Raw genomic sequence first — 24,495 nt, 5'->3', positions numbered from 1 at the left:
CTCCCACTGCCGGTGTTTCAACGACCTTGGCAGGGCCCGGCGTGGGCAGATTTCCTTTTTCGGTTCCGACCAGCGGCGGCGCCATCCGGCTCATCTGCATCGCCGGAGTTTCCATATTCCTGCCCATCTGCAGCCCAACCCAGAAGGAGGCGAAGACCAGAGCCGACATACCCGCAGCAAAGAGCAGCAATCCCCGTCTTCCCAACCGGAATTCGAATCGCTTTTCGTTCCTGGAGGGCATTCCGTCGATCTCCCCGCCGTTCCCGGCACAAAACGGGATTTTACATCGCCTCCGGCGCCGTGACGCCGAGCAGACCCAATCCGTTGCGGAGCACCGTCTGGATGCAGCCGGCCAGAAAGAGCCGTGCCATGCTCAGGGGGCCGTCCTCGGAAAGGACCTTGTTCCGGTTGTAGTAACTGTGGAACAAGCCTGCCAGATCGTTCAGATAAAATGTAAGGCGGTGCGGTTCCAGGGCGAGGGCCGCCGCTTCCACGACCTCCGGATAGCGGACAATGGCCTTGATCAGGGCGATCTCCTCGTCCAGCTTCAGTACCGACGGATCCACATCCCGCCGGTCGGGTCTGGCGAAACCCCGTTCCGCCGCCATCCGGAAGATGCTGCAGATCCGGGCGTGGGCGTACTGAACATAATAAACGGGGTTCTCGTTGGACTGGCGCTTCGCCACCTCCAGGTCGAAATCCAGATGGCTGTCGGAACGGCGCATGAGAAAATTATAGCGGGCCGCATCCTTCCCCACTTCGTCCACAACCTGCCGGAGCGTAACAAATTCACCGGCACGTGTGGACATGGCCACCGGTTTTCCGTCCCGGAGCAAACTGACAAGCTGCACAAGGATGACCTGCAGGGCTTCTCGCTCGTGACCGAGGGCCTGGACACCGGCCATCATCCGGGGAATGTATCCGTGGTGATCGGCACCCCAGATGTCGATGACCGTTTCGAATCCCCGGGCGAACTTGTTCCGGTGATAGGCGATATCCGCAGCGAAATAGGTCGGTTCGCCGTTCTGGCGGACAACAACCCGGTCTTTTTCGTCCCCGAATGCGGTCGTCCGGAACCAGAGCGTCCCTTCCTCCTCGTAGATGAAATCTTTCTGTTTCAAATCCTCGAGAAGCTTCGCAACGCCGTCATCCTTGTAGAGTTCCTGCTCACTGAAATAAAGGTCGAAGACCACGCCGAAAGCTTTCAGATCGTCCTTGATCCCCTCGAGGATCTCGCCTCCGGCATCGGTGGATAGAACCGGCACGGCTTCCTGTTCCCCCAGGACCCGGTGGCGATCACCGTCCCGCGCCAGTATTTCCCGGGCCAGTTCGGCAATGTAGTCTCCCTGATAGCCGTTTTCCGGAAACTCGACGGCTTCTCCCAGAAGCTGAAGATAGCGGTAATAAACGGAGCGTCCCAGGTTGTTCATCTGGTTGCCCGCGTCGTTGATGTAATACTCGCGGAAAACCGAGTGCCCCGTTGCGGCAAGGATGTTGGCGATGACGTCCCCGACTACGGCTCCGCGGGCGTGGCCGATGTGCAGGGGACCCGTCGGATTGGCGCTGACAAACTCGATCTGCACCCTCCGGTTCCGGCCTATGTCCGACATCCCGTACCGTTCGCCCCGCTCCTCCACTTCCCCCAGCATTCGATACCAGCGGTCCGGCTCGATGAAAAAGTTGATGAAGCCGGGACCGGCGATTTCCATCTTCTGGATCACTCCTTTGGAATCGCCGAGTTTCGCTACGAGGATCTCTGCGATCTGGCGCGGTTTTCTCTTCAGACGGGATGCGAGAACCATGGCCGCATTGGATGCGTAGTCCCCGTGAACGGGATCCTTGGTCCAGTCCACTTCAAGCGCGGGAATATCACAGGACGGCAGGAGCCCTTCCCGGAAGGACGCTGCCAAGGCTTCGGACAGCATATTCTGGAGTGTTCGCTTCATAATAAACTTGCCGGAATTTCTTTCTGCAGGACAGCAAAAAGGTTGGCACGGGGCCAACCTTTTCATAAACATCGGTTCAGAACCTCATCGGCTTGGATCCGCGCTTCGAACTCCGACACACGCAGGCCCGGATCCTGCCGGGATCCCGTTCCTATCCGTCGAATTTCTTTTTCGCCGCCTCGACGTCCTGGTCCTTGATCGCCAGATCCCTCGTGTAATCGGGACAATGAACGTTGCCTGAGGCATCCGTCGAGACGCTGAACCGCTTCTGACAGGTTCCTCTCCATGCACAGATTGCACAGTACTTCTTGTCCGTTCCCATTGACAGCCCCCTTTTTCAGCCTTCAATCACCGGCAAGTCCGGGAACGACCTCTCCTCCGGTGCCGGTTCTATCGCTCCGGGCGATACGTTTATCCGCACCACCCGATGAAGTCAAGCCTTTTTGAACCTCACGAACGCGTCAGGAGCCAGCGGAGAAACGGGTCCCCCGCGAAAAGATAACCGAGCGCCCCAAGGCAGAGGAAAGGACCGAACGGGATGGGCGTTTCCCGGTTCTTTTTTTTCAGCAGGATATATCCCACTCCCGCCAGTGCTCCCGTCAAGGAGCTCATGAGAATGATGAAAAGAAGCGATTTCCAGCCGAAAAAAGCGCCCAGCATGGCCAGCAGGTTCACGTCTCCTCCGCCCATGCCCTCCCGGCCCGTGATGGCCTCGAAGTATACGGCCACGAAATAGAGGGTGCCCGCACCGATCATGATCCCCAGAAAGGAATCCACCGCCGGAACACGCATGATAAAAACAGCCGCCAGGAAACAGAGCGGGATTCCCGGCAGGGTGATCGCATGGGGGATGATCTGGTGGTCCAGGTCGATGAAGGTGATGACGACAAGGGCGGAGACGAACAGGAAGGCGGCCAGGAAAGGCAGACCGAGGCCGAACAGTTTGAAAAGAGTCAATCCCAGGATGGCGGTCAAACCCTCGACGAGAGGATAGCGGAACGAAATGGGCTCCCCGCAGTCCCGGCATTTTCCCCTCAGAATCAGCCAGCTGATGATCGGGATGTTGTCGTAGATGCGGATCGGGTGCCCGCACCTGGGGCATCGCGACGCGGGCTTTACGATGGACTGGCCTTCGACGGGCATCCGGGCGATGCAGACATTGAGAAAGCTGCCCACACAGGCGGTCGCTACAGCGATGAAGATGTCCATGAATACGGCCATGGTCGCCTTTCGTCACCCGTCCTTCCGGTCCCAGCTGTACGGGATATCGTTTTCATGGGGATCGGCCCGGTATTCATCCGGATCGTCGTAGCGGTAGACCCGGTCGGGCACGTTCACCACGATCGCCTCTTCCGCGGAGATGCACTTGAAGCCGTGATAGACGTAAGGCGGAATGTGGACCATGATGGGGTTGTGCTCCCCGGCGAAAAACTGGTTCACTTCCCCACAGGTGGGAGAATCCTTTCGGGAATCGTAGAGAACGATCTTCATCATTCCCCGGACGACGGCCATATTGTCCGACTGCTCCTTGTGATAATGCCACCCCTTGACGACCCCGGGGTAGGCGGTGGTCATGTAGACCTGGCCGAAAGCCTGGAACATCTCGTCGTCCGCACGGAGGATCTCCATGAGCCGTCCCCGTTCGTCGGGAATTACCCGCAACTTCTTGACCTTCACGCCGTCGATCATGACGCCTCCCGGTTCATCCTCTAGTCCCACCCCGTCAGTCCAGGCGGTTCGCCCCTGTTTTTGCCACCATGTTGGAGGCGTATAGAAGGGATTCGAATGTTCCCGCATCGGACCACCAGCCGTCCAGGACGTCCCACTCCATTTTTCCTTCCCGGATGTAAAAGTTGTTCACGTCGGTGATCTCCAGTTCCCCCCGCTGGGACGGTTTCAGGGTCTTGATGAAATCGAACACCCGGTGGTCGTACATGTAGATGCCGATGACGGCATACGAGGAAGCCGGATTTGCGGGTTTCTCCTCCACCCGGACGATACGATCCCCTTCGAATACGGGAACGCCGAACCGCTGGGGATCGGAAACCTCCTTGAGCAGGATCCGGCCGCCATCCTTCTGCTCCTTGAAGGCCTGAACGGCCCGGCAGATGTTTTTCTCGATGATGTTGTCCCCCAGGACGACGATGATTCTGTCCTCATCCGAGAAATACTCCGCCAGGCTCAGGGCGGCGGCGATGCCTCCCTCTCCTTCCTGGTATGTGTAATTGATGTGCTTGAGTCCGAAATCCTTGCCGTTGCCCAGCAGCCGGAGAAAATCGCCGGAATTCCCGCCTCCCGTCACGATCAGAATCTCGTCGATGCCCGCATTGACTAGGGCCTTGATGGGATAATAGATCATCGGTTCATTGTAAACGGGCAGGAGGTGCTTGTTGGTCACTTTCGTCAGGGGATGCATCCGGGTCCCCAGTCCTCCCGCCAGTACGATGCCTTTCATGCCTGATCTCCTTTCCTTGCCCTGTTCTTTCAATGGCGCGGGATGTATATCATAAATCCCCCGGATGCCCAACAAAAAGCGTTTTTCCTTCCAGGCCGTGCATGATATAGGTCGGCGACCGCCTGCCTGGACGAAGGAGAAGGTCCGGATGAACAGCGACGAACGTTACATGCGAAGGGCTCTTGCCCTGGCCCGGAGAGGCGCCTGCCGGGTTACTCCGAATCCGATGGTGGGTGCCGTCATCGTCCGGGACGACCGGATCATCGGGGAGGGATACCACCGCTGCTGCGGCGAGGAGCATGCGGAGATCAACGCACTCCGCAAGGCCCCGGAATCCGTCGAGGGGTCTACGGTCTACGTTACGCTGGAACCCTGCAGCCATCATGGCCGAACCCCTCCGTGCGCCGAGGCCCTCATCGGCAAGAGGCCGGCCCGCGTCGTCATCGGAACTCCGGATCCGAACCCCCTCGTTGCCGGGGCCGGCATCGCCGCCTTGGAAAAGGCGGGCATCCGGACGACCGTGGGTGTACTGGCTCCCCAATGCCGGGCCCTGAACGAGCGTTTTTTTACATACATGGAAACGGGGCGCCCTTTCGTCACACTGAAATTCGCCCAGACTTTGGACGGCCGGATCGCCACCTGCACCGGTCACTCCCGGTGGATCAGTTCCCCCCCCTCACTCACTCTCGCCCATCGGCTGCGGAGCACCCATGACGCAATTCTCGTAGGAATCGGCACGGTTCTGAAGGATGATCCGGAACTGACGGTACGACGGGTCAAAGGGCGTAATCCTCTCCGGGTGGTCGTCGACGCCGGCCTTCGGATCCCCCTGGGTGCGAAGCTGCTCCGGGACCAGGAGGAGGCCAGGACCATGCTCGCCGTGACCGGGCGCGCCCCCCGGAAGAAGATTCAACAGGTTTCGCGGAAGGGCATCGATATCCTGCATGTCCCGGAGGACAAGCAGGGCCGCGTGGATTTGGCAGGACTCTTCCTTCTGCTGGGCCGGAAGGGAGTAACATCCGTGCTCGTGGAAGGCGGCGCCGGAGTGATCACATCTGTTTTGCAGGAACGGCTGGCCGACCGGATCGTGGTTGTCGTGGCTCCGAAAATTCTGGGGAGCGGGATCAACGCGGTGGGAGAGCTTAATATCCGCAATATGGAAGAAGCCGTCGGCCTGACCTGGCGGAAGGTGTTTCGCCGGGGCGAGGATATGATCTTCGACGGCGTTCTGCGGGATCCCAAAGCGTCGGCAGTAGATGCCGGGGCGACCTGATCAACCGGCTCGTGTCTCCAGGAGCCGCCGTGCCGCCCGAATACCGTCCAGGGCGGAACTGACGATTCCCCCTGCATAGCCGGCCCCCTCTCCGCAGGGATAGATTCCGTCCCCGCCGATGCATCGACCGTTCTCGTCGCGAAGGATCCGAACCGGTGACGACGTCCGGGTTTCAACGCCGACGAGCATGGCCTCCTCGGAGACGACGCCGCGAATCTTCCTCTCGAAAAGCAGGAGGCCCGCCTTGATCGCATCGACGGCGAACGAAGGGAGGGCATCCCGGAGAGGCGCTCCCCGAACGCCGGGACGATACGTAACGTCACCCAAGGAATCGAACGACCCATCCTTTAGAAATTCGGTTACTCGCTGGGCCGGCGCAAAAAAGCCACCACCACCCAGTTTATAGGCCCGCTTTTCCCAGAAGCGGCGGAAGGCGAGGCCTGCCAGCGGTCCTTCCCCGAATTCCCGAAAGTCATCCGTCCGCACGTTCACGACAACGGCGCTGTTGGCCCATGGGCCATTCCGTCTCCACGTGCTCATGCCGTTTGTCACAACGCCGCCCTCCTCGGAACTGCAGCCGATGATCTCTCCGCCCGGACACATGCAGAACGTGTAAACCGAACGGCCTCCCACCGGGGTTTTCACGGCCAGGAAATACTCCGCCGGAGGCAGGTCCGGATGGCCGGCCCACTTCCCGTACTGGATTCGGTCGATCCCGTCCTGCGGATGCTGCATGCGGAGCCCGATGGCATACGGCTTGGCCTCCAGGCACATTCCCCGGGCCATCAGCAGACGATACACGTCCGGGGCGCTCTGGCCGGTTGCAAGGATGAGGGCATCCGCAGGAACCTCCTCTCCGGATCCGAAAACGACTCCGGCAAGCTTTCCCCGATGCATGAGCAGATCGGTCAGAACGGTCCGGAAACGGACCTCACAACCCTGTTCGATCAGGCGATTCCTCAGCGAAATCAAAACTTTTCTCAAGCGGTCCGTACCAATGTGCGGTTTGGCATCCGTCAGGATCGAAGAAGGCGCTCCCGCATCGACAAGGACTCTTTTCACCCATGGCGTATAGGGATTCTTCGACCGGCTGGTGAGCTTGCCGTCGGAGAATGTCCCCGCGCCCCCCTCGCCGAAGTGGACATGGCTCTCCGGATCAAGGACTCCCCTTTCCCAGAAGCTTTGAACATCGGCGATTCTTTCCTCCACGGGTTTGCCCCTTTCCACGAGGAGGGGCGGAAGACCGCTTCCGGCCAGCGTCAGGGCTGCAAACAGGCCGGCCGGTCCGGTCCCGACGACGACCGGCCGGGCACCTCCCCGGGCGATCGCCGGGACCGGCAAGGGGACAGGATCGGGTAAAGAGGCGGCCGTCGTGATTCCTTTTTTCTGCACCGGGGACAGGCGGACATCATCCGGGACACTCACTTCCACGACATAAACGAACCGGGGTGGCCTGGACTGGCGGGCGTCAACGGCACGACGAATGATTCTCAGGCGGGAGATGGCATCTTCCGGGACGTTCAGAAGCCCCGACACCTCCCCCTTCAGAGACGCTTCCGGCTTGCCGAGAGAGAGTTCCAGTCCGCTGATCCGAAGGTTCATGATCCGATCCTCGTTGCAAAACGGGATGCTTTGATATAGACCGCGCTATGAATCGTCGGCAGCCAGGAGGGAGATCCGGGATATGCCTTGGTACGCCATCCATACGAGAAGCCGTCACGAAGACAAGGTCTGCCTGGGACTGACTCAGAAGGCCGTCCACGCCTTTCTACCGAAGATGGAGGTGTGGAGCAAGCGCAAAGACCGGCGGAAGAAGATTCCCGTTCCCATGTTTCCCGGATATCTCTTTGCCGAAACAGCGGAGATGGACAACCGGATCCGGCTCGACATCCTTAAGACATCCGGAGTGGTCCGAATCCTCGGCCGGCCGAACAGCCAGGAGCCGATTCCCGTCCCGGATGAAACAATCGACGCGATCCAGCGCCTGGTCGTCTCCCGGGTGGAGATCCAGCAGATCCAGTACCCGAAGGTGGGGGAGAGGGCCTGCATCATCGACGGACCTTTCCAGGGAATAGAGGGTATCGTGCTGAAGGCCGATTACCAGCAGGAACTGTTCGTGGTTTCCATTGAACTCCTCCAGCGTTCCGTGGCGATCCGGCTGGAAGGATTCCAGGTGGCGAAGATCTGAGCCGAAGATTCGCCTTGACTTTCAGAGCGGTTTTTGAATAAAGGCCCTCCTGTTTTCTACCTATTCTCCCCTCTACAGGAGACGGAATGGCACCGAAGGGAATGATAGTCATTGACCGGAACCTGTGCAAGGAATGCCACCTCTGCATTCAGGCCTGCAAGCAGGGCAACATACGTCCGGGCAAGGAATTCAATCAAAAAGGGTATCGCCCCGTCGAATCGGTTGAGGGCGCCAAATGTACCGGCTGCGCCCTGTGCGGCATCATCTGTCCGGAAGTGGCCATCGAGGTGTACCGTGACTAAGGTCCTGATGCAGGGAAACTGCGTGATCGGCGAGGCCGCCATCCGTGCGGGCTGCCGCTTCTATGCCGGATATCCCATCACCCCCCAGAACGAATTGACGGAATACATGGCGGAACATCTCCGCAAGGCGGAGGGGGGCGTCTTCATCCAGTCGGAAAGCGAGATCGCCGCCATCAACATGATCGCCGGAGCCAGCGCCGCCGGAGCCCGCGTGATGACGTCGTCTTCCAGCCCCGGCATATCCCTCAAGCAGGAGGGCATCTCCTCCATGGCCGCCTGCGAACTCCCCGGAGTGATCGTCAACATGATGCGAGGCGGACCCGGTCTGGGCAACATCCGTCCCTCCCAGGGGGACTATTTCCAGGCCACCCGCGGCGGCGGTCACGGCGACTACCGGACCATCGTCCTGGCCCCCGCCACGGGCCAGGAACTGGCGGATCTGACCATGGACGCCTTCGACCTGGCGGACAAGTACCGGACGCCGGTGATGATTCTCGCCGACGGGATGATGGGCCAGATGATGGAACCCGTCGTGTTCCGGAAACCCAAGCCCCGGCAGTATCCGGATTGCTACGTTCTGAAGGGGGCGGGCGACGGAAAGAGCAAATTCATCCGCGGGCTCATCCTGGATGCCATCGAAATGGAAGAGCACAACTGGAAGCTGGCCCGGAAATACGATCTGATCAGCCGGCAGGAGACCCGCTGCGAGATCCACGAGGCGGAAGATGCGGAAATGATGATCGTCGCCTATGGAACCGCCGCCCGGGTCGCCAAAGGGGCCATACGCCGCCTCCGGAGCATGGGACTGAAGGTGGGGCTGTTCCGGCCCGTCAGCCTGTGGCCCTTTCCCACCCGCGAACTTCGGGAGCTGTCCGAGCACATCAAACACTTCATCGTCTTCGAAATGAGTACAGGCCAGATGCTCGATGACGTTCGACTCGCCCTCCAGGGATTCGCCAACATCGATTTCTTCGGCCGTCCCGGTGGCGTCGTCCCGACACCGGCGGAACTATCCAACGTGGTATCCCGCCGCTATCCGCAGAAGGATGCATACGTGGACCGTTTCCTCCGGTTCAAGGTTGTGGAAGGTCCCTTCGGACCGTAATCCCCGGACCGACCGGTCAAGGATCCGACAAACCATGAAAAAGATCTTCGGAAGACCCAGAAGCCTCAAGCCCACTCCCACCCACTATTGTCCAGGGTGCGGTCACAGCATCGTCCACCGCCTGGTGGCCGAGGTTATTGACGAAATGGACATGCGCGGCAGTTCCATCGGCGTCCCCCCGGCGGGGTGCGCCGTTCTGGCATATTTCTACTTCGATATAGACATGGTCGAGGCCCCCCACGGACGGGGACCTGCCCTGGCCACAGGAGTCAAGCGGGTTCTGCCGAATCATCTCGTCTTCTCCTACCAGGGTGACGGCGATCTGGCGGCCATCGGTACATCCGAAAGCTTCCACGCCGCCAACCGGGGAGAAAACATCACGATCATTTTCATCAACAACGCCGTCTACGGAATGACGGGAGGCCAGATGGCCCCCACGACCATCCTTGGGCAGAAAACCACGACGTCTCCCCCCGGCCGGACGCCTCTCCTGGATGGATACCCCGTTCAGATCAGCGAGATCCTCGCCCAACTTCGGGGGGCTGCCTACATCGAACGTTGCACCGTCAACAGTCCGGCGGCGGTCATGAAGACAAAACGAGCCATCCGGAAGGCCTTCCAGTATCAGATGGATAACCGCGGGTTCAGCATGGTGGAGGTCCTCTCCCCCTGTCCCACAAACTGGAAGATGAGCGCCGTCGATGCCTGTAAGTGGATCGACGAGGTCATGACGAAGGAGTTTCCACTTGGTGTCCTCAAAGACATCGGCACCAAAGAAACCGGGAAGGAGAAGAAGTCATGAACGTCAAGACCATCTTCTCCGGATTCGGCGGCCAGGGCGTTCTCATGATGGGCTACAGCCTCGCCCACGGGGCGATGACGCAGGGTTTCCATGTGACGTATCTGCCCGCCTACGGTGCCGAGATGCGGGGCGGAACGGCCAACTGTACGATCTCCCTGGGGGATGAGGAAATCGCCTCCCCCATTGCATCGGAGCCTGATTACCTGGTGGTCATGAACGCACCATCCCTTTATACTTTCCAGAACCGCCTCGCCAAGGGCGGCATCCTGTTCCTGAACGCTTCCATCATCGAGGCCCGGCCGACCCGAAAGGACATCACCTTCTACGCCATTCCCTGCGCGGAGATGGCTGAGGACGTCGGCAACCCGAGGGCCGCCAATGTCGTCATGATGGGGGCATTTCTGCAAAAGACGGGAATCATCCGGCCGGAGATATACATGAAGAGCCTGGAGACCATCATGGGAAGCAAGAAGAAGGCGATGCACGAATCGAACCGGAAAGCCTTCGACGCCGGTTTCCGCTTTCTCGAGTCCGTCGATGGGGAGGCCGGCCGATGAAGATCGTCAACCAGATCTCGGTTCTGCTGGACAATGTCCCGGGAACGCTTCTGAAGCTCATGAACATGCTGGACAACGAGGGAATCACCGCAAAGGCCCTGCTCACGGCCAGCACGACCGAGAGCAGCATGGTCCGGCTGGTGGTGAACGAGCCGGAGCGGGCCTCCGCCATTCTCATGACATTCGGGTACAATTACGAAGTCACGGCGGTCCTGGCGGCGGAGGTGCCCGACCACCCGGGCGGAATGAACGCAATCCTCAAGCCCCTGGCCGGCAGCGACGTCAATGTCCACTACCTCTATACAACCATCAACCGCATCGGCCGGGAAACCATTGTGATCCTGGGTGTGGACAAAATCGAGCAAGCGTCCCGTATTCTGAAGCAGAACTGGATCCGCATCGTGGGTGAAGAAATTTACTCGCTCTAGTCGGCAGGCTGTTGATCAGCGGTCGTCTGCTGCGTCCTGAAATGAGAAAAAGGGGACCGATTGAAATCGGCCCCCTTTTTCTCATTCGAGATCATCCCGAATCCCTTAACTCCTTCAGCAAGTTTTTAGAGCACACGCCTTCGGATTGCCCCCCACAAGTTGTTTTTCCCGGCTCCCGTTCGGGCGGAAACCATCAGTAGTGATTCACCCGCCTGTCCAAGCGCCGAGCGGATGATTCGCTCCCGCGCCGTCTGCTGCGTCCGGGACAGCGTATCGATTTTCGTAAGAACCACCAGCGCCGGTACCCCCTTGAGTGCAAGCCATTCCAGAAGCGCCAGATCGTCCGGGGTGACATCACGGCGGATATCCAGAAGCAGAATCAGGAGTTTCAGGCGATCCCTTTCCGTCAGGTACTCCTCAATCAGGGGCCCCCAGTCCTCCCGAAGGGTCCGCGCAACACGGGCGAACCCGTACCCGGGAAGGTCCGCAAACAGCAGATCGTCATTGACGCGGAAAAACTGGATAGCTCGCGTCTTTCCGGGGGTTTTGCTCGTCCTGGCCAGGCTCCGGCGATTCAGAAGGGCGTTGATCAGAGATGATTTCCCGACATTGGAGCGGCCGGCAAACGCGACCTCGGGAAGGCCTTCCCGGGGAAACTGGGACGGGTCCGCGGCTGTGCCGGCAAAGATGGACTGACTGGACTTGTTCATTCTGTCGGTTTTCCTGTTCCGATCGGCCGGCCGGTGGACCGCCTCGAATCATTCCTTTTCGAAATTGATGTCGTACTTCTCCAGTTTTCGTTCGAACGTGGGCCGGGAGATGCCGAGACTCTCACAGATCTCTCCCTTGTTCCGGCCCCCATCGGCCAGAATTCTTCGAATCTGGTCTTCCTCCAGTTCATCCAGGGTCATGATCCTCCCGGATGCATCCCGGTACGGAAGCTTTGTTTCTTCGGCCTTCTCTCCAGCCGTAACCTCAGGCTGCGGCTCCCCCAGAAGTTCCGGGAAATCGCCTTTTCCCAGGACCTGCCCCTTGGCGACAACGGCCGCCCGGACAAGCAGGTTTTCGAGCTCCCGGACATTTCCGGGCCAGTCGTACTTCATGAAGACGTCCATCATGTCTTCGGAAACGCTCACGATCCGCTTGTGAAGATCCACATTGATCTTCGCCAGAAGGTAGTCCACGAGTGGAGGGATATCCTCCCTCCTCTCCCGTAGGGCGGGGATCCGGATCGATAAGATGTTCAGCCGGTAATAGAGATCCTCCCGGAACTTCCCCTCCTCCACCAGGGTTTTCAGGTCCCGGTTGGTCGCGGCGATGACCCGGGCGTGAACGGGCACCCGGTCCTTGCCCCCGACCCGTTCGAACTCCATTTCCTGAAGAACCCGGAGAAGTTTGGCCTGAAGATTAATAGACATCTCGCTGATCTCGTCGAGAAAGACGGTCCCCTGCCTGGCCAACTCGAATTTCCCGAGCTTTCGCGTGAACGCCCCGGTGAAGGACCCCTTCTCATGACCGAAGAGCTCCGATTCCAGCAGGGTCTCCACGATGGCGGAGCAGTTGATGGCGATATAAGGCTCGTCGGGAGAAGTATTGTTGTGAATGACCCGGGCGATGAGCTCCTTGCCCGTCCCGCTCTCCCCCTGGATCATTACGGTGGTTTTGCTTTGAGAGACCACGCCGATGGTCTTGAAGATGTCCCTCATCAACCGCCCTGCACCGATGATATCGCCCACCTTGAAGCGCCGGGAGGGCTCCATGAGGAGGCCGTCGATCTTCTTTTCCATCTCGTTGGTCTTGAGGGCCTTCTTGATGGCCACATCCAGCTCGTCCACATTGACAGGCTTGTGGATATAATCGAAGGCGCCCCCCTTCATGGCCTTGATGGTCGAGTCCATGTCGTGGTGGGCCGTAATCATGATCACCTTCACGTTTTCGTTTTCTTCCCGGAGATCCTCCAGGACGGTGAATCCGTCGATGTCCGGCAGGCGGATGTCCAGGATCACCACGTCGGTGGGACCTTCCACATATCGGTTGAGCCCCGTCGTCCCGGTATTGGCCGTCACGACCTCATAGCCTTCCTCCGAAAGGTACATCTCGAGGGTTTCGCAGATGGATTCGTCGTCATCGATGACAAGAATCTTGGCCATTCCGTCTCTCCTCTGGATCCGGCTCAATTTCCGTTCCTCTCAACGGCCGTAACGGGTGCTTTGCCGTTTCCCGTACCAAGCGGCAGCGTCACGATCACCCGGGTCCCCTCTCCTCTGCGGCTCCTGATCTCAATGTTTCCCTGATGAAGATCCACGATCTTCTTGACCTGCGTCAGCCCCAGCCCCGTTCCGTAGCTTTTGCGGGTAAAAAAAGGGTTGAACACATGCGGCATCTCCTCGTCATCGATGCCGCAGCCGTTGTCCTCGACTTCCACGACCAGCATGGAATTGCCGCTCTCCTGGAGATTCCCGGCGCCTACCACAAGCGTACCGCCCGTCTCCATGGCGTCGATGGCATTCCGGTACAGGTTCAGGAAAAGCTGCTCCAGCATGGCTCCGTCCACCGCCACGGCAGGAAGGGCTTCGGGGAAGCGATACTCGACGCGGATGGTCTTGTCCGCCAGGGACTTTTCCACCATTTCCATGGCGTTCTCCAGGATTCGGCGGATGTCGGTCATCCTCTTTCTCGGTTCCTCCGGACGCGCAAAAATGAGCACGTCGTTCACCAGGTGCTCCAGGTGCTCGACCTCCCGCTGGGCGATCCTGAAGCGCTTGAGATCGTTTCCTGTGGGCTGCAGCCGTTTCTCCAGGATCTGCAGGCTCATCTTGATGGACGAAAGAGGGTTCCGGACTTCATGGGCAATGCCTGCGGAAAGCTGGCCGACCGCTGCCAGCTTCTGGCTTTCGTAGAACTTTTCCTCCAGTTCCTTGAATTCGGTGATATCCCGTTCGACGACCACGAGCCGGTCCGTACCGCGGAGCGGCCGGGCCGTCAGGAGGAGGTTTCGCTTGGTCCCGTCGCCGAGGGTAACCTCCATTTCAAATGGGGTGAAGATCCCCTTTTTCGCATCCTCGAACCGGGTCAGGAGAGCGGTTCGATGCTCCGATCCCATAAACTCTGTGAAGTGCCGGCCCCGCATCTCTTCAGCTGTCAGCCCGTTCATGAATTTCGGAACGCGGCTGATGAAGTTCACCGTCCCGTCGGGACCGAGATCAAAGAGATTGTCCGGTGAACTCTCGACAATGGACCGAAGGTAATTATGAACGGCCTCGATCTGTTGTCGGAGGTTGACGTTCTCCGTAACTTCGTTTTCCAGAGTCTCGGCATATTCCCTCATGTTCATGGCCATCTCCGCTTCCCTGGTCACATCCTGGAGCGTTTCGATGGCTGCGATGATCTCCCCTTTTTCATCGAAAATAGGTGCCGCGAGAAAATAAAGGTGGCGAGGCTTGCCTCCGAGATCTTCGTAATAGTCCCTGGCCTCATAGGCGCCCTGCACAACTGCAGAGGGCCGGACCATTTTTTTCGCGTAATATCGATCCAGTTCCTCGATGTTGTTATCCACGATCAGGTCCGCAATGAGCGGTCGCTTCTCTTTGTAGAACGGAAGGTATTGCCTGTCCGTTCCGGTCATCTCGTTGCTTCCGTAACCGCTCATCTCCGTCAGGGCCCGGTTCCAGAAGATGATTCGGTGGGAACGGTCGATTACGAACATCGGGATGGGGGAGCCCTCGATCACTCCCTCGACGGTTCTTTTTTCCCTGGCCAGCTGTTCCTGCGAATCCTTGAGGTGCAGCGCCATCTCGACTTCCTGGGATACGTCCTGGAGGGTCTCGATGGCGGCGATGATCTGTCCTTTCTCGTCAAAGATCGGTGCGGCGAGAAAATAGAGGTGCCGGGGCTTTCCTCCCAGGTTTTCATAGTAGTCCCTGGCCTCGTAAGCCCCTTCCACCTGTTTCGAGGGTTGAACTTTCTTCGTGCCGTAAAACTGCTCCAGCCCCGCCATATCCTGATCCACGATCAGGTCAGCAATGACCGGCCGCTTCTGGCCCGGGCCATAAAAAGGGATATACTGCCGGTCCGTGCCGATCATGTCGGCCTGATCGAGGCCGGTCAGGTCGGCGCAGGCCTTGTTCCAGAGAATGATCCTGTGGTCGCGGTCGATTACAAAGGTGGGGATGGGGGAACCCTCGATGATTCCCTCGACGGTCTTCTTTTCACGGAGGAGGCGCTCCTCCCAGGCCTCCACTTCCTTCAGCCGTTCCAGTTCCTCGCGGACAAATCTCCGGCGCCTGCTCACGTAGGCCAGAACGATACCGCCCGCGAACAGAATCAGGATCAGCCCTGCGGCACCCAGGGCGAAGGTCAGCTCCTGACGGCTGAACGGCTCCGCCACCCCTTTGCGAAGGGCATGATTCACCGTCAATGCCATGAGGACCAGAAAGAGCAGAAGAAAAAAGGTCGTCAGCCAGACGGGAAATTTGATATTGGGTCGCTGAAGCATCCGGTTGTCGGGTTTTCCCATGGCGGTATCCAGAGTGATCCGGTCCTGACGGACCAGCCGGCCCATCCGCTGTTCCCGACGGATGGCGAACTCCGCCAGTGTCGGCATACTACAGGGGGGACTCCAAAAATTCAACCGAAAATGCTGCAGGAATTCAGGGCCTCTGCACGTTCCGGAAGTATGGGAGGGCACCGGATGCCGGGTTTCCTCCCCGGTGGATGAACGGAAGGCAACGTGTTGCTGTAAGCACCCTCATCAGAAAAGTTCTTGCCGCAGGCGGCAAAGGAAATGAAGCATGACGGTCCGGCGCGAAAAATTTCAGGAACTGGCCGAACGGATGGCCAGACTCGGTGTTTCCGAAAGCGACCTTCAGGAGCATTTCACCCGTTCTTCCGGTCCGGGAGGCCAGAAGGTCAACAAAACATCAACCTGCGTGCATCTGGTCCACATTCCCACGGGTTTGTCGGTGAAATGCCAGGAAGAACGGTCCCAAACCTTGAATCGCTATCTCGCCCGACGGATTCTTCTGGATCGGATCGAGAGGCAGCAGAAGGGATTCCTCACGGAAGAGAGGCAGAAGCGGGAAAGAATCCGTCGGCAGAAACGGCGCCGTTCCCAGCGTGCCAAAGAGAGGATGCTTCAGGACAAGCACCGCCAGTCTGAGAAAAAGCGACTCCGCACGGCCGCTCCGGACACCGACGATGCATAAGAGTAAAAAAAACGGGAGCAAGGAGCATTATTTGCGGCGCTCCTTCTCCCGTTTTTTCTATGATAACAGGATCGCTCTTGCCTTATGCAATGAGCTTCAGCAGCGGATTCGCATAAAGCAGAATCAGCGCGATAACCAAGGCGTAAATCGCCAGCGATTCGATCATCGCCAGACCCACCATCATGGTGAGAAGGATCTTGCCCTGGGCTTCGGGGTTACGACCAACGGCGCTCGTGGCTCCGCCAAGACCATGTCCCATACCGGTACCGGTTCCGTTCGCCGCGATTCCAACACCAAGGCCGGCCGCCAACACGCTGCAACCGATGATAATGGCCTTCGTGTAATTCACCGCCGCTCCGGGAGCCGCAGCTTCCGCCGCCATGGCCAATGGAGCCCACAGCAACACGACCAACAAACCAACAGCCGCATACATCATTCTTTTTCTCCTCATCGTTTACCTCCTTTTCGTTTTTCCCGACCTGCCGATGCGCCGCCAGCCCTTGTACAGCGGTGCTTCGCGGCCGAGTGCCACATTCCTAGCCTCCGTTGACAAAAATGTCAAGTCCTATTTCCCGGCCGATGGAGGAAAAACTTGCCGCCTCGACTTGACAGGGGGAAATTGATGTTTAATATATCCGCGAATTGCTATATCCTATCTGAAATTCTTGTAAAAATAAGAGATTAACCAAAGAAAGGAGAGGTTGCAGAATGAAGATCAGGCCGCTTCAGGATCGGGTCATCGTCGAGAGGGTGGACGAGGAGCAGAAGACCAAGGGAGGCATCATTATCCCCGACACAGCCAAAGAAAAGCCGATGGAAGGCAAGGTTGTCGCCGCAGGCAAGGGCCGCACCGCGGAGGATGGAAAGCTGATCAAGCTGGACGTCAAGGCCGGTGACCGGATCCTCTTCAGCAAGTATGCCGGCACGGAAGTCAAGGTGGAAGGCAAGGAATACCTCATCATGCGAGAGGATGACATTCTGGGAATCATTGAAAAGTAAATACAGCTCAGAAGGAGGATGATAGAATGGGATCAAAGGTTTTACAGTACGACGAGGAGGCCAGGAAGTCGATCCTCAAGGGTGTCAATACCCTGGCCGACGCCGTAAAGGTCACGCTGGGCCCCAAGGGAAGAAACGTCATTCTGGATAAGTCATTCGGCGCACCAACCGTGACAAAGGACGGCGTAACCGTAGCCAAGGAAATCGAACTGGAAGACAAGTTCGAGAACATGGGTGCCCAGATGGTCCGCGAGGTTGCCAGCAAGACGAGCGACGTCGCAGGAGACGGGACAACGACCGCCACCATACTGGCACAGGCCATTTATCGCGAAGGAGCCAAGACCGTTGCTGCCGGCAGCAATCCGATGGATCTTAAGCGGGGCATTGACAAGGCCGTCGAGATGGTCGTCGGAGAATTGAAGAAACTCAGCAAACCCACGAAAGATCAGAAGGAAATCGCCCAGGTGGGAACGATCTCCGCCAACAACGATGCGGGGATCGGAAACATCATTGCCGAGGCCATGAGCAAGGTCGGCAAGGAAGGCGTCATCACCGTGGAAGAGGCGAAAGGTCTCGAGACGGAGCTGGAGATCGTGGAAGGCATGCAGTTCGACCGCGGCTATATCTCCCCCTATTTCGTAACCAATCCTGAAAAAATGGAAGTGGTCCTCGAAGATGCCTTCATCCTCATCAACGAGAAGAAGATCAGCGGCATGAAGGACCTGCTCCCCATCCTCGAGCAGATCGCCAAGATGGGACGTCCCCTCCTGATCATCGCCGAGGACATCGAGGGCGAGGCGCTGGCCACACTGGTGGTGAACAAGATCCGCGGGACCCTCCATGTTGCCGCAGTGAAGGCACCCGGCTTCGGCGACCGGCGAAAGGCCATGCTCGAAGACATCGCCATCCTCACCGGCGGAAAGATGCTCTCCGAAGACCTCGGCTCCAAGCTCGAGAATGCCCGGGTAGAGGATCTCGGACGGGCCAAGAAGATCATCATCGACAAGGACAACACCACGGTCATCGATGGGGCGGGAGACCGCAAGTCGCTCGAGGGTCGGGTGAAGCAGATCCGTGCGCAGGTTGAGGAGACCACCTCCGATTACGACCGCGAAAAACTCCAGGAACGCCTGGCGAAGCTCGTCGGCGGGGTGGCCGTGATTCGTGTGGGCGCCGCCACAGAGACTGAAATGAAAGAAAAGAAGGCCCGTGTCGAAGACGCCCTGAACGCAACCCGCGCGGCGGTTGAAGAAGGAATCGTTCCAGGTGGTGGCGTGGCCTATGTTCGCTGCGTCCAGGCCCTCGACAAGCTGAAACTCACCGGGGACCAGCAGATCGGTGTCAACATTGTCAAGAAGTCATTGGAGGAACCCCTCAAGATGATTGCCTCCAACGCCGGGTGGGAAGGCTCCATCGTGGTGGAAAAGGTCAAGGAAAAGAAGGGGGCCTTTGGGTTCAACGCCGCCAATGAGAAATTTGAAGACATGATCCAGGCCGGCGTTATCGATCCGACGAAAGTGACCCGCTTCGCGCTGCAGAACGCTGCATCCGTGGCGTCTCTCATGCTGACGACACAGTGCATGATCGCGGACAAGCCGGAAGAGAAGGGCGCGGGGATGCCCCCCATGCCCGGCGGCGGCGGATATCCCGGCATGGGCATGTAAAAAAGCCCGCAACGAAAATTCACATCTATGACAAAAGCCCCCGGCCGACCGCCGGGGGCTTTTTCTTATTCTTGATAATACATTCCTTTCTATGGTAGGCCTCATCGGACATAAAATTCCTGAAACAGGAGCGGATGATGGACTACAAGGGCAGCCTGAACCTACCGAAAACGGATTTCCCGATGAAAGCCAACCTGGCTCAGCGGGAGCCTGAAATGCTTCGCACCTGGGATGACGCTGATATCTACAGCAGGATCCGCGACGTCTCCAAGGGGCGGCCAGTATACATTCTGCATGACGGCCCTCCGTATGCAAACGGGAACATCCATCTCGGCACCGCTCTCAACAAGATCATCAAGGACATGGTTATCAAGTCCAAGAACATGTCCGGATTCGACAGCATCTACCTGCCCGGCTGGGACTGCCACGGCCTCCCCATCGAACATCAGGTCGACAAGGAGCTCGGCGAAAAGCGCTACGACATGTCCCAGGCGGACAAGCGGAGATTCTGCCGAGCTTACGCGGAGAAATTCGTGGATCTGCAGCGGCAGCAGTTCAAACGGCTGGGAGTTTTCGGTGACTGGCCGAAGCCCTACCTTACCATGACCTACGACTACGAGGCCGTAACCGTCGCCGAGTTCGGGAAACTCTGGCTTGGAGGAAGCGTCTACAAGGGGAAAAAGCCCGTCTATTGGTGCGCCTCCTGCAAAACGGCGCTTGCCGAGGCGGAAGTGGAATACGGCGACCATACGACACCTTCCATCTATGTAAAGTTCCCGATGATTTCCGATATCGGTGCGGTTCGACCCGCCCTGAAGGGTGAAAAGGTCAGCGTCGTCATCTGGACGACCACGCCCTGGACGATTCCCGCCAACCTGGCCATCGCCTTTCACGAAGAATTCATCTATATCGCCGTCAGGGTGGAGGGAGAAGTCCTGATCCTGGCCAAAGATCTCCTGGATTACTGCCTTGACGCCTTCGGCTGGCAGGGGAAGCCCTACGAGATTCTGGACGAGTTTCCCGGTCGTGTGATGGAAGGGCTCAAGTGCCGCCACCCCCTCATCGACCGCGAGAGCCTTCTCATCCTCGCGCCCTTCGTCACCTTGGAAGCGGGAACCGGATGCGTCCACATCGCCCCGGGACACGGCCAGGAAGACTACGAAATTGGGATGGAATACGGTCTGGAGAATTATGCCCCGGTGGACGAGGATGGAAAGTTCACGCCCGACGTGGAGGATTTCGCCGGTCAGTTCGTCTTCGATGCCAACGACGCCGTCAATGAAAAACTCAAAGAAAAGGGAGCCCTCCTCGGCCTCGTCGACATCGAGCATTCCTACCCGCATTGCTGGCGATGCAAGCAGCCCATCATTTTCCGCTCCACCGAACAATGGTTCATTTCCATGGAGCGCAACGACCTGCGAAAGAAGGCTTTGGAGGCCATCGATACGGTACGATGGATTCCCTCCTGGGGACGGGACCGGATCTACGGCATGGTCGAAAACCGTCCGGATTGGTGCATCTCCCGCCAGCGGCTCTGGGGCGTGCCCATCACGATTTTCTACTGTACGGCCTGCCAGAACGAGTTCCTGACACAGGAAATGCTGGACTACATCGTATCCCTCGTCAAACAATACGGGGCCGATGTCTGGTATGAACGGGAGGCCAAGGACCTGATACCGTCCGGGACCGTCTGCCCCCATTGCCGGGGAACCGAGTTCCGAAAGGAAACCAACATCCTGGATGTCTGGTTCGACTCCGGAGTCAGCCATGCCGCCGTTCTGGAGACCTGGCCGGGCTATCGATCCCCCGCGGACATGTACCTGGAAGGAAGCGACCAGCACCGGGGCTGGTTCCATTCCTCCCTGCTGGAGTCCGTGGGAAGCAGGAACCGGGCCCCCTACCGAAACGTCCTGACTCATGGATTCGTCGTGGACGGAGAGGGCAAGAAAATGTCCAAATCCGTCGGCAACGTCGTCGATCCACAGGACATCATCGATAAATACGGCGCGGAGATCCTGCGCCTGTGGGTGGCCGCTGAGGACTACACCGTGGACATCCGGATTTCGGAGGAAATTCTGAAGCGTCTCGTCGAGGCCTACCGGAGGATCCGCAATACGAGCCGGTTCATCCTGGGCAACCTCTACGATTTCGACCGCAGGAAAGACGCGATCTCCCTTGAAAACATGGAGGAATTGGACCGCTGGGCCCTGCACCGCCTGCAAGAGGTCGCGCAGCGGGTCGTGGATGCCTACGAAAACTTCCAGTTTCACGTCGCTTTCTACACCCTGCACAATTTCTGCACGGTGGACCTGAGCGCCCTGTACCTGGACGTGCTGAAGGACCGTCTTTACACATCCAAACCGGCATCCCGGGAGCGTCGCTCCGCCCAGACGACCGTTACGATCATTCTCGACGCCATGGCCCGCCTGCTGGCCCCCATCATGACCTTTACTGCGGAAGAGATCTGGTCCGCTCTGCCGGCCTGGGACGGAAAGGCCGCCAGCGTTCACCTGACGGAGTTCCCGAAGGCAGATCCGGCCCTGCTGAATCCTCAACTCAGCGAGCAGTGGAAATCCATGATCGCCGTCAAGGGGGAAATCGCCAAGGCTCTGGAGCTTGCAAGAAAAGACAAGACGATCGGCCACTCTCTCGATGCGCGGGTCCGGATCGCTCCGCCGGCATCCCTCCAGTCCCTCCTGGCGTCACACCTGGAGGACCTGCGGGCGCTTCTGATCGTGTCCCAGATCGACGTGACGGAACGTACGACCCTGGTGAATCCCTATGAAAGCCAGGAAATCGATGGGCTGGCAGTCGGCGTCGTCCGAGCGACGGGAGCCAAATGCCAACGTTGCTGGAATTACAGCGACACGGTGGGAATGGACACCTCGCATCCCGATCTGTGCGAACGCTGCCAGCGGAACCTGCCGTAGAGGCTCCGGGAATCGGAAATGCCTCCCTCAAGCAGGCCGAAGGCACCGGATATGGGAACACTCAGGAAACAGGCGCCATTTCTGGCGATCGTCATACTGGTGGTTCTGGCCGATCAGGTCACCAAGGCGTGGGTGACCGCCACGATGAATCTCTACGAATCCATCCCGGTCATTCCCGGTCTGTTCAGCATCACCTATGTTCGTAACCCCGGGGCGGCCTTCGGATTCCTGGCCGGCGCATCGCCGCATATCCGTCTGGTATTCTTCGTTGCCGTGACCCTCCTCGCGATCGGCCTGATCCTCTATTCCCTGGTCAGGGAGCGGTTTATCCAGGCCTCCTGGAGAACGCCGCTGGTCCTGATCCTTTCCGGCGCGCTGGGGAACCTGGCAGACCGGATTCGCTTTGGGGAAGTCATCGACTTTCTGGATCTTTACGTAGGGTCGGTGCACTGGCCTGCCTTCAATGTGGCCGATTCCGCCATTACGGTGGGAGCCGTCCTGCTGACCATCCTGGCCTTTCGGGGTGAAAAGGACGCACTCGAGACGGGTTCCTGATTCCTGAAGGGAATGCATTCCATGTCCTTCAAACCGGCCCTGTTTCTCTCCAGGCTCCTGTCATCCGCAAGGCTGTTCATCCTGAGCTTCGCGCTCCTGATCCTGGCGGGAGCCCTTCTTCTGTGGCACCCCGTTTCCGCCGCAAAAGGTCCGCTCTCCTTCCTGGACGCCCTGTTCATGTCGGCCTCCGCGGTCTGCGTGACGGGGCTTGCCACCATCGACATCGGCCGGGATCTCTCCTTCACGGGACAGATCGTAACCCTGATCCTGTTTCAGCTCGGCGGGCTGGGCATCATCACCTTCTCAACGGTTCTCCTCGGGATTGCGGGACTGGGAGTTCCTTTCAAGGGACGGGAAATCATCCAATCCACCTTTCTTCATACCCCCCGCCGTGACTTCCTGACGATTGTGAAGTGGGTTCTTCTGTACACGTTCGTGATCGAAAGTGCGGGAACGGCATTGCTGTTCCTGCGGTTTGTCCAGGAACAGCCCACCGGGCAGGCCTTTTACTCGGCCCTGTATCACGCCGTCTCGGCCTTCAACAACTGCGGCTATACCCTGTTCGCGGACAGCCTGGTCCGCTACCAGGGAGACTGGCTGGTGAATATGACCGTCATGGCGCTCGTCATCCTGGGCGGAATCGGATTCATCGTCCAGTACGAGATCTTCTCGAAATTCCGCGGGCGGCAGCCACGCCTGTCCGTGCACACCCGGATCGTTCTCCTGACAACCTCCACCCTGATCGTCGCCGGGGCTGCGTTTTTCTATCTGTTCGAATTCAACCACATCCTGAAGGACATGCCCGCGGGCATGCAATTTCTGGTCACCCTCTTCCAGTCCGTCACTCCCCGGACGGCGGGATTCAACACGGTGGACATCGGACAGCTGACAAACGGAACGATTCTCGTCGTGATGCTCCTGATGTTCATCGGCGCCTCCCCGGGGTCGACCGGCGGCGGGATCAAGACAACCAGCTTCGCCCTGCTGATGCTGATGATCTGGAACCGGATGAAAGGCCTTGACGCGGTCAACATATACAATCGAACCATGCCGGCGGATATCCTGACCAAGACCATTCTGATCATCTTCGCCTCGGCCTTCTCGGTTTGCCTCATCACGTCCTTTCTCCTGCTGGTGGGATCCAATCCGGGACATGACCCCGCCCTGACCCGCCATTTCTTCGTCGAGTACATATTCGAGACGGTCTCCGCCTTCGGGACCGTCGGGCTGTCCATGGGCATAACGCCCAAACTGAGCGATCTGCAGAAACTGGCCATTGTTATCATGATGTTCGCAGGGCGAGTGGGCCCCCTGACGCTGGCCTTCTCCTGGAGCCAGACCAAACGGGGCATCACCTATGCGGAAGAATCGGTCATGGTGGGATAAGGAGGTGTCGAGATGAAGCGGGTCATCGTGATCGGGTTGGGCATTTTCGGCTTCAATATCGCTAAGGAACTCTTCGAAAACGGCTTTGAAGTCATTGCCGTCGACAAGAACAGGGAAGCCATCCAGCGGATTCGCGACTTCGCCACCAAGGCCGTCCTCGCCGACGGAACGGACAAGGAAATCATGGACCTGATCGGGATCCAGGAAGAGGATCTGGCTATCATTTCCTTCGGAGAAGACCTGGCCGCCAGCACCCTCATCACCCTTCACCTCAAACAGATGGGCGTGAAAACGATCATCGTGAAGGCGCCCAGCGAGGACCACGCGCTGATTCTGGAGCGCGTGGGTGCCACCGAGGTCATCATCCCCGAAAAAGAAGTCGCCGCCAAACTGGCCAAGGGGCTCCGTTCGCCAAACGTGCTGGATTACCTCCCCTTGTCCGACGATTATATGATTTCCGAGATCGCGCCGCCAACGAGCTTTCTCGGAAAATCCATCGGCGAGTTGCAGCTCCGGGGCAAGTACCACATCGAGGTCATCGCGGTGCGGGACATCCTTACAGACCGGATTTCCATGGTTCCCGCTGCCGGCTATGTGATCAAGGACGGCGAGGCCCTGGTCGTGTTGGGCAAGGACAAGGACATCGAAAAGATCAATTGAACCGTCCAGATCGGCGTTTCACGGCAACGGCTGCACCCGGA

24 protein-coding genes are annotated in these 24,495 nt (G+C 58.7%); 14 read left to right on the top strand and 10 right to left on the bottom strand.

Features of this window, described 5'->3' with window-relative positions:
* Positions 1 to 281: 281 nt before the first annotated feature.
* The 5 genes from HPY65_10360 to HPY65_10340 form a co-directional block, all read right to left on the bottom strand.
* On the bottom strand, positions 282 to 1,946 hold the full coding sequence (locus HPY65_10360; GenBank protein ID NPU84880.1) for an arginine--tRNA ligase: 1,665 nt from the start codon (positions 1,944 to 1,946) through the stop codon (positions 282 to 284).
* A gap of 151 nt (positions 1,947 to 2,097) precedes the next feature.
* Positions 2,098 to 2,268 (bottom strand): hypothetical protein, encoded by a 171-nt coding sequence (locus HPY65_10355; protein NPU84879.1) that lies wholly within the window; start codon positions 2,266 to 2,268, stop codon positions 2,098 to 2,100.
* 128 nt (positions 2,269 to 2,396) lie between these two features.
* Positions 2,397 to 3,167: a prepilin peptidase gene (locus tag HPY65_10350; protein ID NPU84878.1), complete on the bottom strand. Its 771-nt coding sequence runs from the start codon at positions 3,165 to 3,167 to the stop codon at positions 2,397 to 2,399.
* A gap of 12 nt (positions 3,168 to 3,179) precedes the next feature.
* Positions 3,180 to 3,635, bottom strand: coding sequence for a dTDP-4-dehydrorhamnose 3,5-epimerase family protein (locus HPY65_10345; GenBank protein NPU84877.1), 456 nt, complete (start codon positions 3,633 to 3,635; stop codon positions 3,180 to 3,182).
* Positions 3,636 to 3,669: 34 nt separating this feature from the next.
* Entirely contained in the window at positions 3,670 to 4,401 is a 732-nt protein-coding gene (locus HPY65_10340) for an NTP transferase domain-containing protein (protein NPU84876.1), read from the bottom strand.
* Between the two features lie 148 nt (positions 4,402 to 4,549).
* Between HPY65_10340 and ribD the strand changes: the two genes are divergently transcribed.
* Entirely contained in the window at positions 4,550 to 5,674 is a 1,125-nt protein-coding gene (gene ribD / locus HPY65_10335) for a bifunctional diaminohydroxyphosphoribosylaminopyrimidine deaminase/5-amino-6-(5-phosphoribosylamino)uracil reductase RibD (protein ID NPU84875.1), read from the top strand.
* Here the strand turns inward: ribD and HPY65_10330 are convergent, their stop codons facing one another.
* A complete protein-coding gene (locus tag HPY65_10330; protein NPU84874.1) occupies positions 5,675 to 7,276 on the bottom strand; it encodes an FAD-dependent oxidoreductase in 1,602 nt (533 codons plus the stop codon). It lies immediately after the preceding gene.
* Positions 7,277 to 7,358: 82 nt separating this feature from the next.
* Here HPY65_10330 and HPY65_10325 point away from each other — a divergent pair, with 82 nt between their 5' ends.
* The 6 genes from HPY65_10325 (at position 7,359) to HPY65_10300 (ending at position 11,056) form a co-directional block, all read left to right on the top strand.
* On the top strand, positions 7,359 to 7,862 hold the full coding sequence (locus HPY65_10325) for a UpxY family transcription antiterminator (protein ID NPU84873.1): 504 nt from the start codon (positions 7,359 to 7,361) through the stop codon (positions 7,860 to 7,862).
* An 86-nt stretch (positions 7,863 to 7,948) separates the two neighbouring features.
* A complete protein-coding gene (locus tag HPY65_10320) occupies positions 7,949 to 8,164 on the top strand; it encodes a 4Fe-4S binding protein (protein NPU84872.1) in 216 nt (71 codons plus the stop codon).
* 7 nt (positions 8,165 to 8,171) lie between these two features.
* Entirely contained in the window at positions 8,172 to 9,269 is a 1,098-nt protein-coding gene (gene vorB / locus HPY65_10315; protein NPU84871.1) for a 3-methyl-2-oxobutanoate dehydrogenase subunit VorB, read from the top strand.
* A 34-nt stretch (positions 9,270 to 9,303) separates the two neighbouring features.
* Complete coding sequence (locus tag HPY65_10310; protein ID NPU84870.1) at positions 9,304 to 10,071, top strand: 2-oxoglutarate oxidoreductase; 768 nt, start codon at positions 9,304 to 9,306, stop codon at positions 10,069 to 10,071.
* Positions 10,068 to 10,628: a 2-oxoacid:acceptor oxidoreductase family protein gene (locus HPY65_10305; protein NPU84869.1), complete on the top strand. Its 561-nt coding sequence runs from the start codon at positions 10,068 to 10,070 to the stop codon at positions 10,626 to 10,628. Before HPY65_10310 ends, HPY65_10305 begins: the two co-directional genes overlap by 4 nt.
* On the top strand, positions 10,625 to 11,056 hold the full coding sequence (locus HPY65_10300; GenBank protein NPU84868.1) for an amino acid-binding protein: 432 nt from the start codon (positions 10,625 to 10,627) through the stop codon (positions 11,054 to 11,056). The genes HPY65_10305 and HPY65_10300 overlap by 4 nt, the downstream gene beginning before the upstream one ends.
* A 125-nt stretch (positions 11,057 to 11,181) precedes the next feature.
* Here the strand turns inward: HPY65_10300 and HPY65_10295 are convergent, their stop codons facing one another.
* Genes HPY65_10295 through HPY65_10285 form a run of 3 tightly spaced genes read right to left on the bottom strand, consistent with a single transcriptional unit; the run spans position 11,182 to position 15,659 of the window.
* Positions 11,182 to 11,766 carry a YihA family ribosome biogenesis GTP-binding protein gene (locus HPY65_10295; GenBank protein NPU84867.1) on the bottom strand — a complete coding sequence of 195 codons (585 nt, stop codon included), beginning with the start codon at positions 11,764 to 11,766 and terminating at the stop codon, positions 11,182 to 11,184.
* A gap of 48 nt (positions 11,767 to 11,814) precedes the next feature.
* Entirely contained in the window at positions 11,815 to 13,206 is a 1,392-nt protein-coding gene (locus HPY65_10290; protein ID NPU84866.1) for a sigma-54-dependent Fis family transcriptional regulator, read from the bottom strand.
* A gap of 23 nt (positions 13,207 to 13,229) precedes the next feature.
* Positions 13,230 to 15,659 (bottom strand): PAS domain S-box protein, encoded by a 2,430-nt coding sequence (locus HPY65_10285; GenBank protein NPU84865.1) that lies wholly within the window; start codon positions 15,657 to 15,659, stop codon positions 13,230 to 13,232.
* Between the two features lie 187 nt (positions 15,660 to 15,846).
* On the opposite strand from HPY65_10285, the gene HPY65_10280 reads away from it, so the two are divergent.
* The gene (locus tag HPY65_10280; GenBank protein NPU84864.1) at positions 15,847 to 16,260 is read left to right on the top strand and encodes a peptide chain release factor-like protein; all 414 of its coding nucleotides are present in this window, start codon (positions 15,847 to 15,849) and stop codon (positions 16,258 to 16,260) included.
* A gap of 82 nt (positions 16,261 to 16,342) precedes the next feature.
* On the opposite strand, the gene atpE is transcribed toward HPY65_10280, so the two are convergent.
* Positions 16,343 to 16,711 (bottom strand): ATP synthase F0 subunit C, encoded by a 369-nt coding sequence (atpE, locus tag HPY65_10275; protein NPU84863.1) that lies wholly within the window; start codon positions 16,709 to 16,711, stop codon positions 16,343 to 16,345.
* Between the two features lie 257 nt (positions 16,712 to 16,968).
* Here atpE and groES point away from each other — a divergent pair, with 257 nt between their 5' ends.
* The 6 genes from groES (at position 16,969) to HPY65_10245 (ending at position 24,454) form a co-directional block, all read left to right on the top strand.
* Complete coding sequence (gene groES, locus HPY65_10270) at positions 16,969 to 17,259, top strand: co-chaperone GroES (GenBank protein ID NPU84862.1); 291 nt, start codon at positions 16,969 to 16,971, stop codon at positions 17,257 to 17,259.
* Positions 17,260 to 17,285: 26 nt separating this feature from the next.
* Positions 17,286 to 18,923 (top strand): chaperonin GroEL, encoded by a 1,638-nt coding sequence (groL, locus tag HPY65_10265; protein NPU84861.1) that lies wholly within the window; start codon positions 17,286 to 17,288, stop codon positions 18,921 to 18,923.
* 137 nt (positions 18,924 to 19,060) lie between these two features.
* Positions 19,061 to 21,853 (top strand): isoleucine--tRNA ligase, encoded by a 2,793-nt coding sequence (gene ileS / locus HPY65_10260; GenBank protein NPU84860.1) that lies wholly within the window; start codon positions 19,061 to 19,063, stop codon positions 21,851 to 21,853.
* A gap of 51 nt (positions 21,854 to 21,904) precedes the next feature.
* Positions 21,905 to 22,408 (top strand): signal peptidase II, encoded by a 504-nt coding sequence (gene lspA / locus HPY65_10255; protein ID NPU84859.1) that lies wholly within the window; start codon positions 21,905 to 21,907, stop codon positions 22,406 to 22,408.
* A 21-nt stretch (positions 22,409 to 22,429) separates the two neighbouring features.
* The gene (locus tag HPY65_10250; GenBank protein NPU84858.1) at positions 22,430 to 23,794 is read left to right on the top strand and encodes a hypothetical protein; all 1,365 of its coding nucleotides are present in this window, start codon (positions 22,430 to 22,432) and stop codon (positions 23,792 to 23,794) included.
* A 12-nt stretch (positions 23,795 to 23,806) separates the two neighbouring features.
* Positions 23,807 to 24,454: a TrkA family potassium uptake protein gene (locus HPY65_10245; GenBank protein NPU84857.1), complete on the top strand. Its 648-nt coding sequence runs from the start codon at positions 23,807 to 23,809 to the stop codon at positions 24,452 to 24,454.
* The last annotated feature ends 41 nt before the right edge of the window (positions 24,455 to 24,495 follow it).

The sequence above is a fragment of the Syntrophaceae bacterium genome, from assembly GCA_013177825.1.
Classification (GTDB): Bacteria; Desulfobacterota; Syntrophia; order Syntrophales; family PHBD01; genus PHBD01.
Note: the sequence above shows the minus strand (reverse complement) of the source record. Positions and strands in the feature narration are given on the sequence as shown.

What these genes read in the sequence shown, in the direction of transcription:
- HPY65_10250 (NPU84858.1), top strand. Translation starts at nt 22,430, where the DNA reads ATGTCCTTCAAACCGGCCCTGTTTCTCTCCAGGCTCCTGTCATCCGCA.
- ribD (NPU84875.1), top strand. Translation starts at nt 4,550, where the DNA reads ATGAACAGCGACGAACGTTACATGCGAAGGGCTCTTGCCCTGGCCCGG.
- HPY65_10280 (NPU84864.1), top strand. Translation starts at nt 15,847, where the DNA reads ATGACGGTCCGGCGCGAAAAATTTCAGGAACTGGCCGAACGGATGGCC.
- HPY65_10355 (NPU84879.1), bottom strand. Translation starts at nt 2,268, where the DNA reads ATGGGAACGGACAAGAAGTACTGTGCAATCTGTGCATGGAGAGGAACC.
- HPY65_10295 (NPU84867.1), bottom strand. Translation starts at nt 11,766, where the DNA reads ATGAACAAGTCCAGTCAGTCCATCTTTGCCGGCACAGCCGCGGACCCG.
- HPY65_10285 (NPU84865.1), bottom strand. Translation starts at nt 15,659, where the DNA reads ATGCCGACACTGGCGGAGTTCGCCATCCGTCGGGAACAGCGGATGGGC.
- HPY65_10340 (NPU84876.1), bottom strand. Translation starts at nt 4,401, where the DNA reads ATGAAAGGCATCGTACTGGCGGGAGGACTGGGGACCCGGATGCATCCC.
- atpE (NPU84863.1), bottom strand. Translation starts at nt 16,711, where the DNA reads ATGAGGAGAAAAAGAATGATGTATGCGGCTGTTGGTTTGTTGGTCGTG.
- groL (NPU84861.1), top strand. Translation starts at nt 17,286, where the DNA reads ATGGGATCAAAGGTTTTACAGTACGACGAGGAGGCCAGGAAGTCGATC.
- HPY65_10330 (NPU84874.1), bottom strand. Translation starts at nt 7,276, where the DNA reads ATGAACCTTCGGATCAGCGGACTGGAACTCTCTCTCGGCAAGCCGGAA.
- HPY65_10350 (NPU84878.1), bottom strand. Translation starts at nt 3,167, where the DNA reads ATGGCCGTATTCATGGACATCTTCATCGCTGTAGCGACCGCCTGTGTG.
- groES (NPU84862.1), top strand. Translation starts at nt 16,969, where the DNA reads ATGAAGATCAGGCCGCTTCAGGATCGGGTCATCGTCGAGAGGGTGGAC.
- HPY65_10325 (NPU84873.1), top strand. Translation starts at nt 7,359, where the DNA reads ATGCCTTGGTACGCCATCCATACGAGAAGCCGTCACGAAGACAAGGTC.
- HPY65_10305 (NPU84869.1), top strand. Translation starts at nt 10,068, where the DNA reads ATGAACGTCAAGACCATCTTCTCCGGATTCGGCGGCCAGGGCGTTCTC.
- HPY65_10310 (NPU84870.1), top strand. Translation starts at nt 9,304, where the DNA reads ATGAAAAAGATCTTCGGAAGACCCAGAAGCCTCAAGCCCACTCCCACC.
- HPY65_10360 (NPU84880.1), bottom strand. Translation starts at nt 1,946, where the DNA reads ATGAAGCGAACACTCCAGAATATGCTGTCCGAAGCCTTGGCAGCGTCC.
- vorB (NPU84871.1), top strand. Translation starts at nt 8,172, where the DNA reads ATGCAGGGAAACTGCGTGATCGGCGAGGCCGCCATCCGTGCGGGCTGC.
- lspA (NPU84859.1), top strand. Translation starts at nt 21,905, where the DNA reads ATGGGAACACTCAGGAAACAGGCGCCATTTCTGGCGATCGTCATACTG.
- HPY65_10320 (NPU84872.1), top strand. Translation starts at nt 7,949, where the DNA reads ATGGCACCGAAGGGAATGATAGTCATTGACCGGAACCTGTGCAAGGAA.
- ileS (NPU84860.1), top strand. Translation starts at nt 19,061, where the DNA reads ATGGACTACAAGGGCAGCCTGAACCTACCGAAAACGGATTTCCCGATG.
- HPY65_10245 (NPU84857.1), top strand. Translation starts at nt 23,807, where the DNA reads ATGAAGCGGGTCATCGTGATCGGGTTGGGCATTTTCGGCTTCAATATC.
- HPY65_10300 (NPU84868.1), top strand. Translation starts at nt 10,625, where the DNA reads ATGAAGATCGTCAACCAGATCTCGGTTCTGCTGGACAATGTCCCGGGA.
- HPY65_10290 (NPU84866.1), bottom strand. Translation starts at nt 13,206, where the DNA reads ATGGCCAAGATTCTTGTCATCGATGACGACGAATCCATCTGCGAAACC.
- HPY65_10345 (NPU84877.1), bottom strand. Translation starts at nt 3,635, where the DNA reads ATGATCGACGGCGTGAAGGTCAAGAAGTTGCGGGTAATTCCCGACGAA.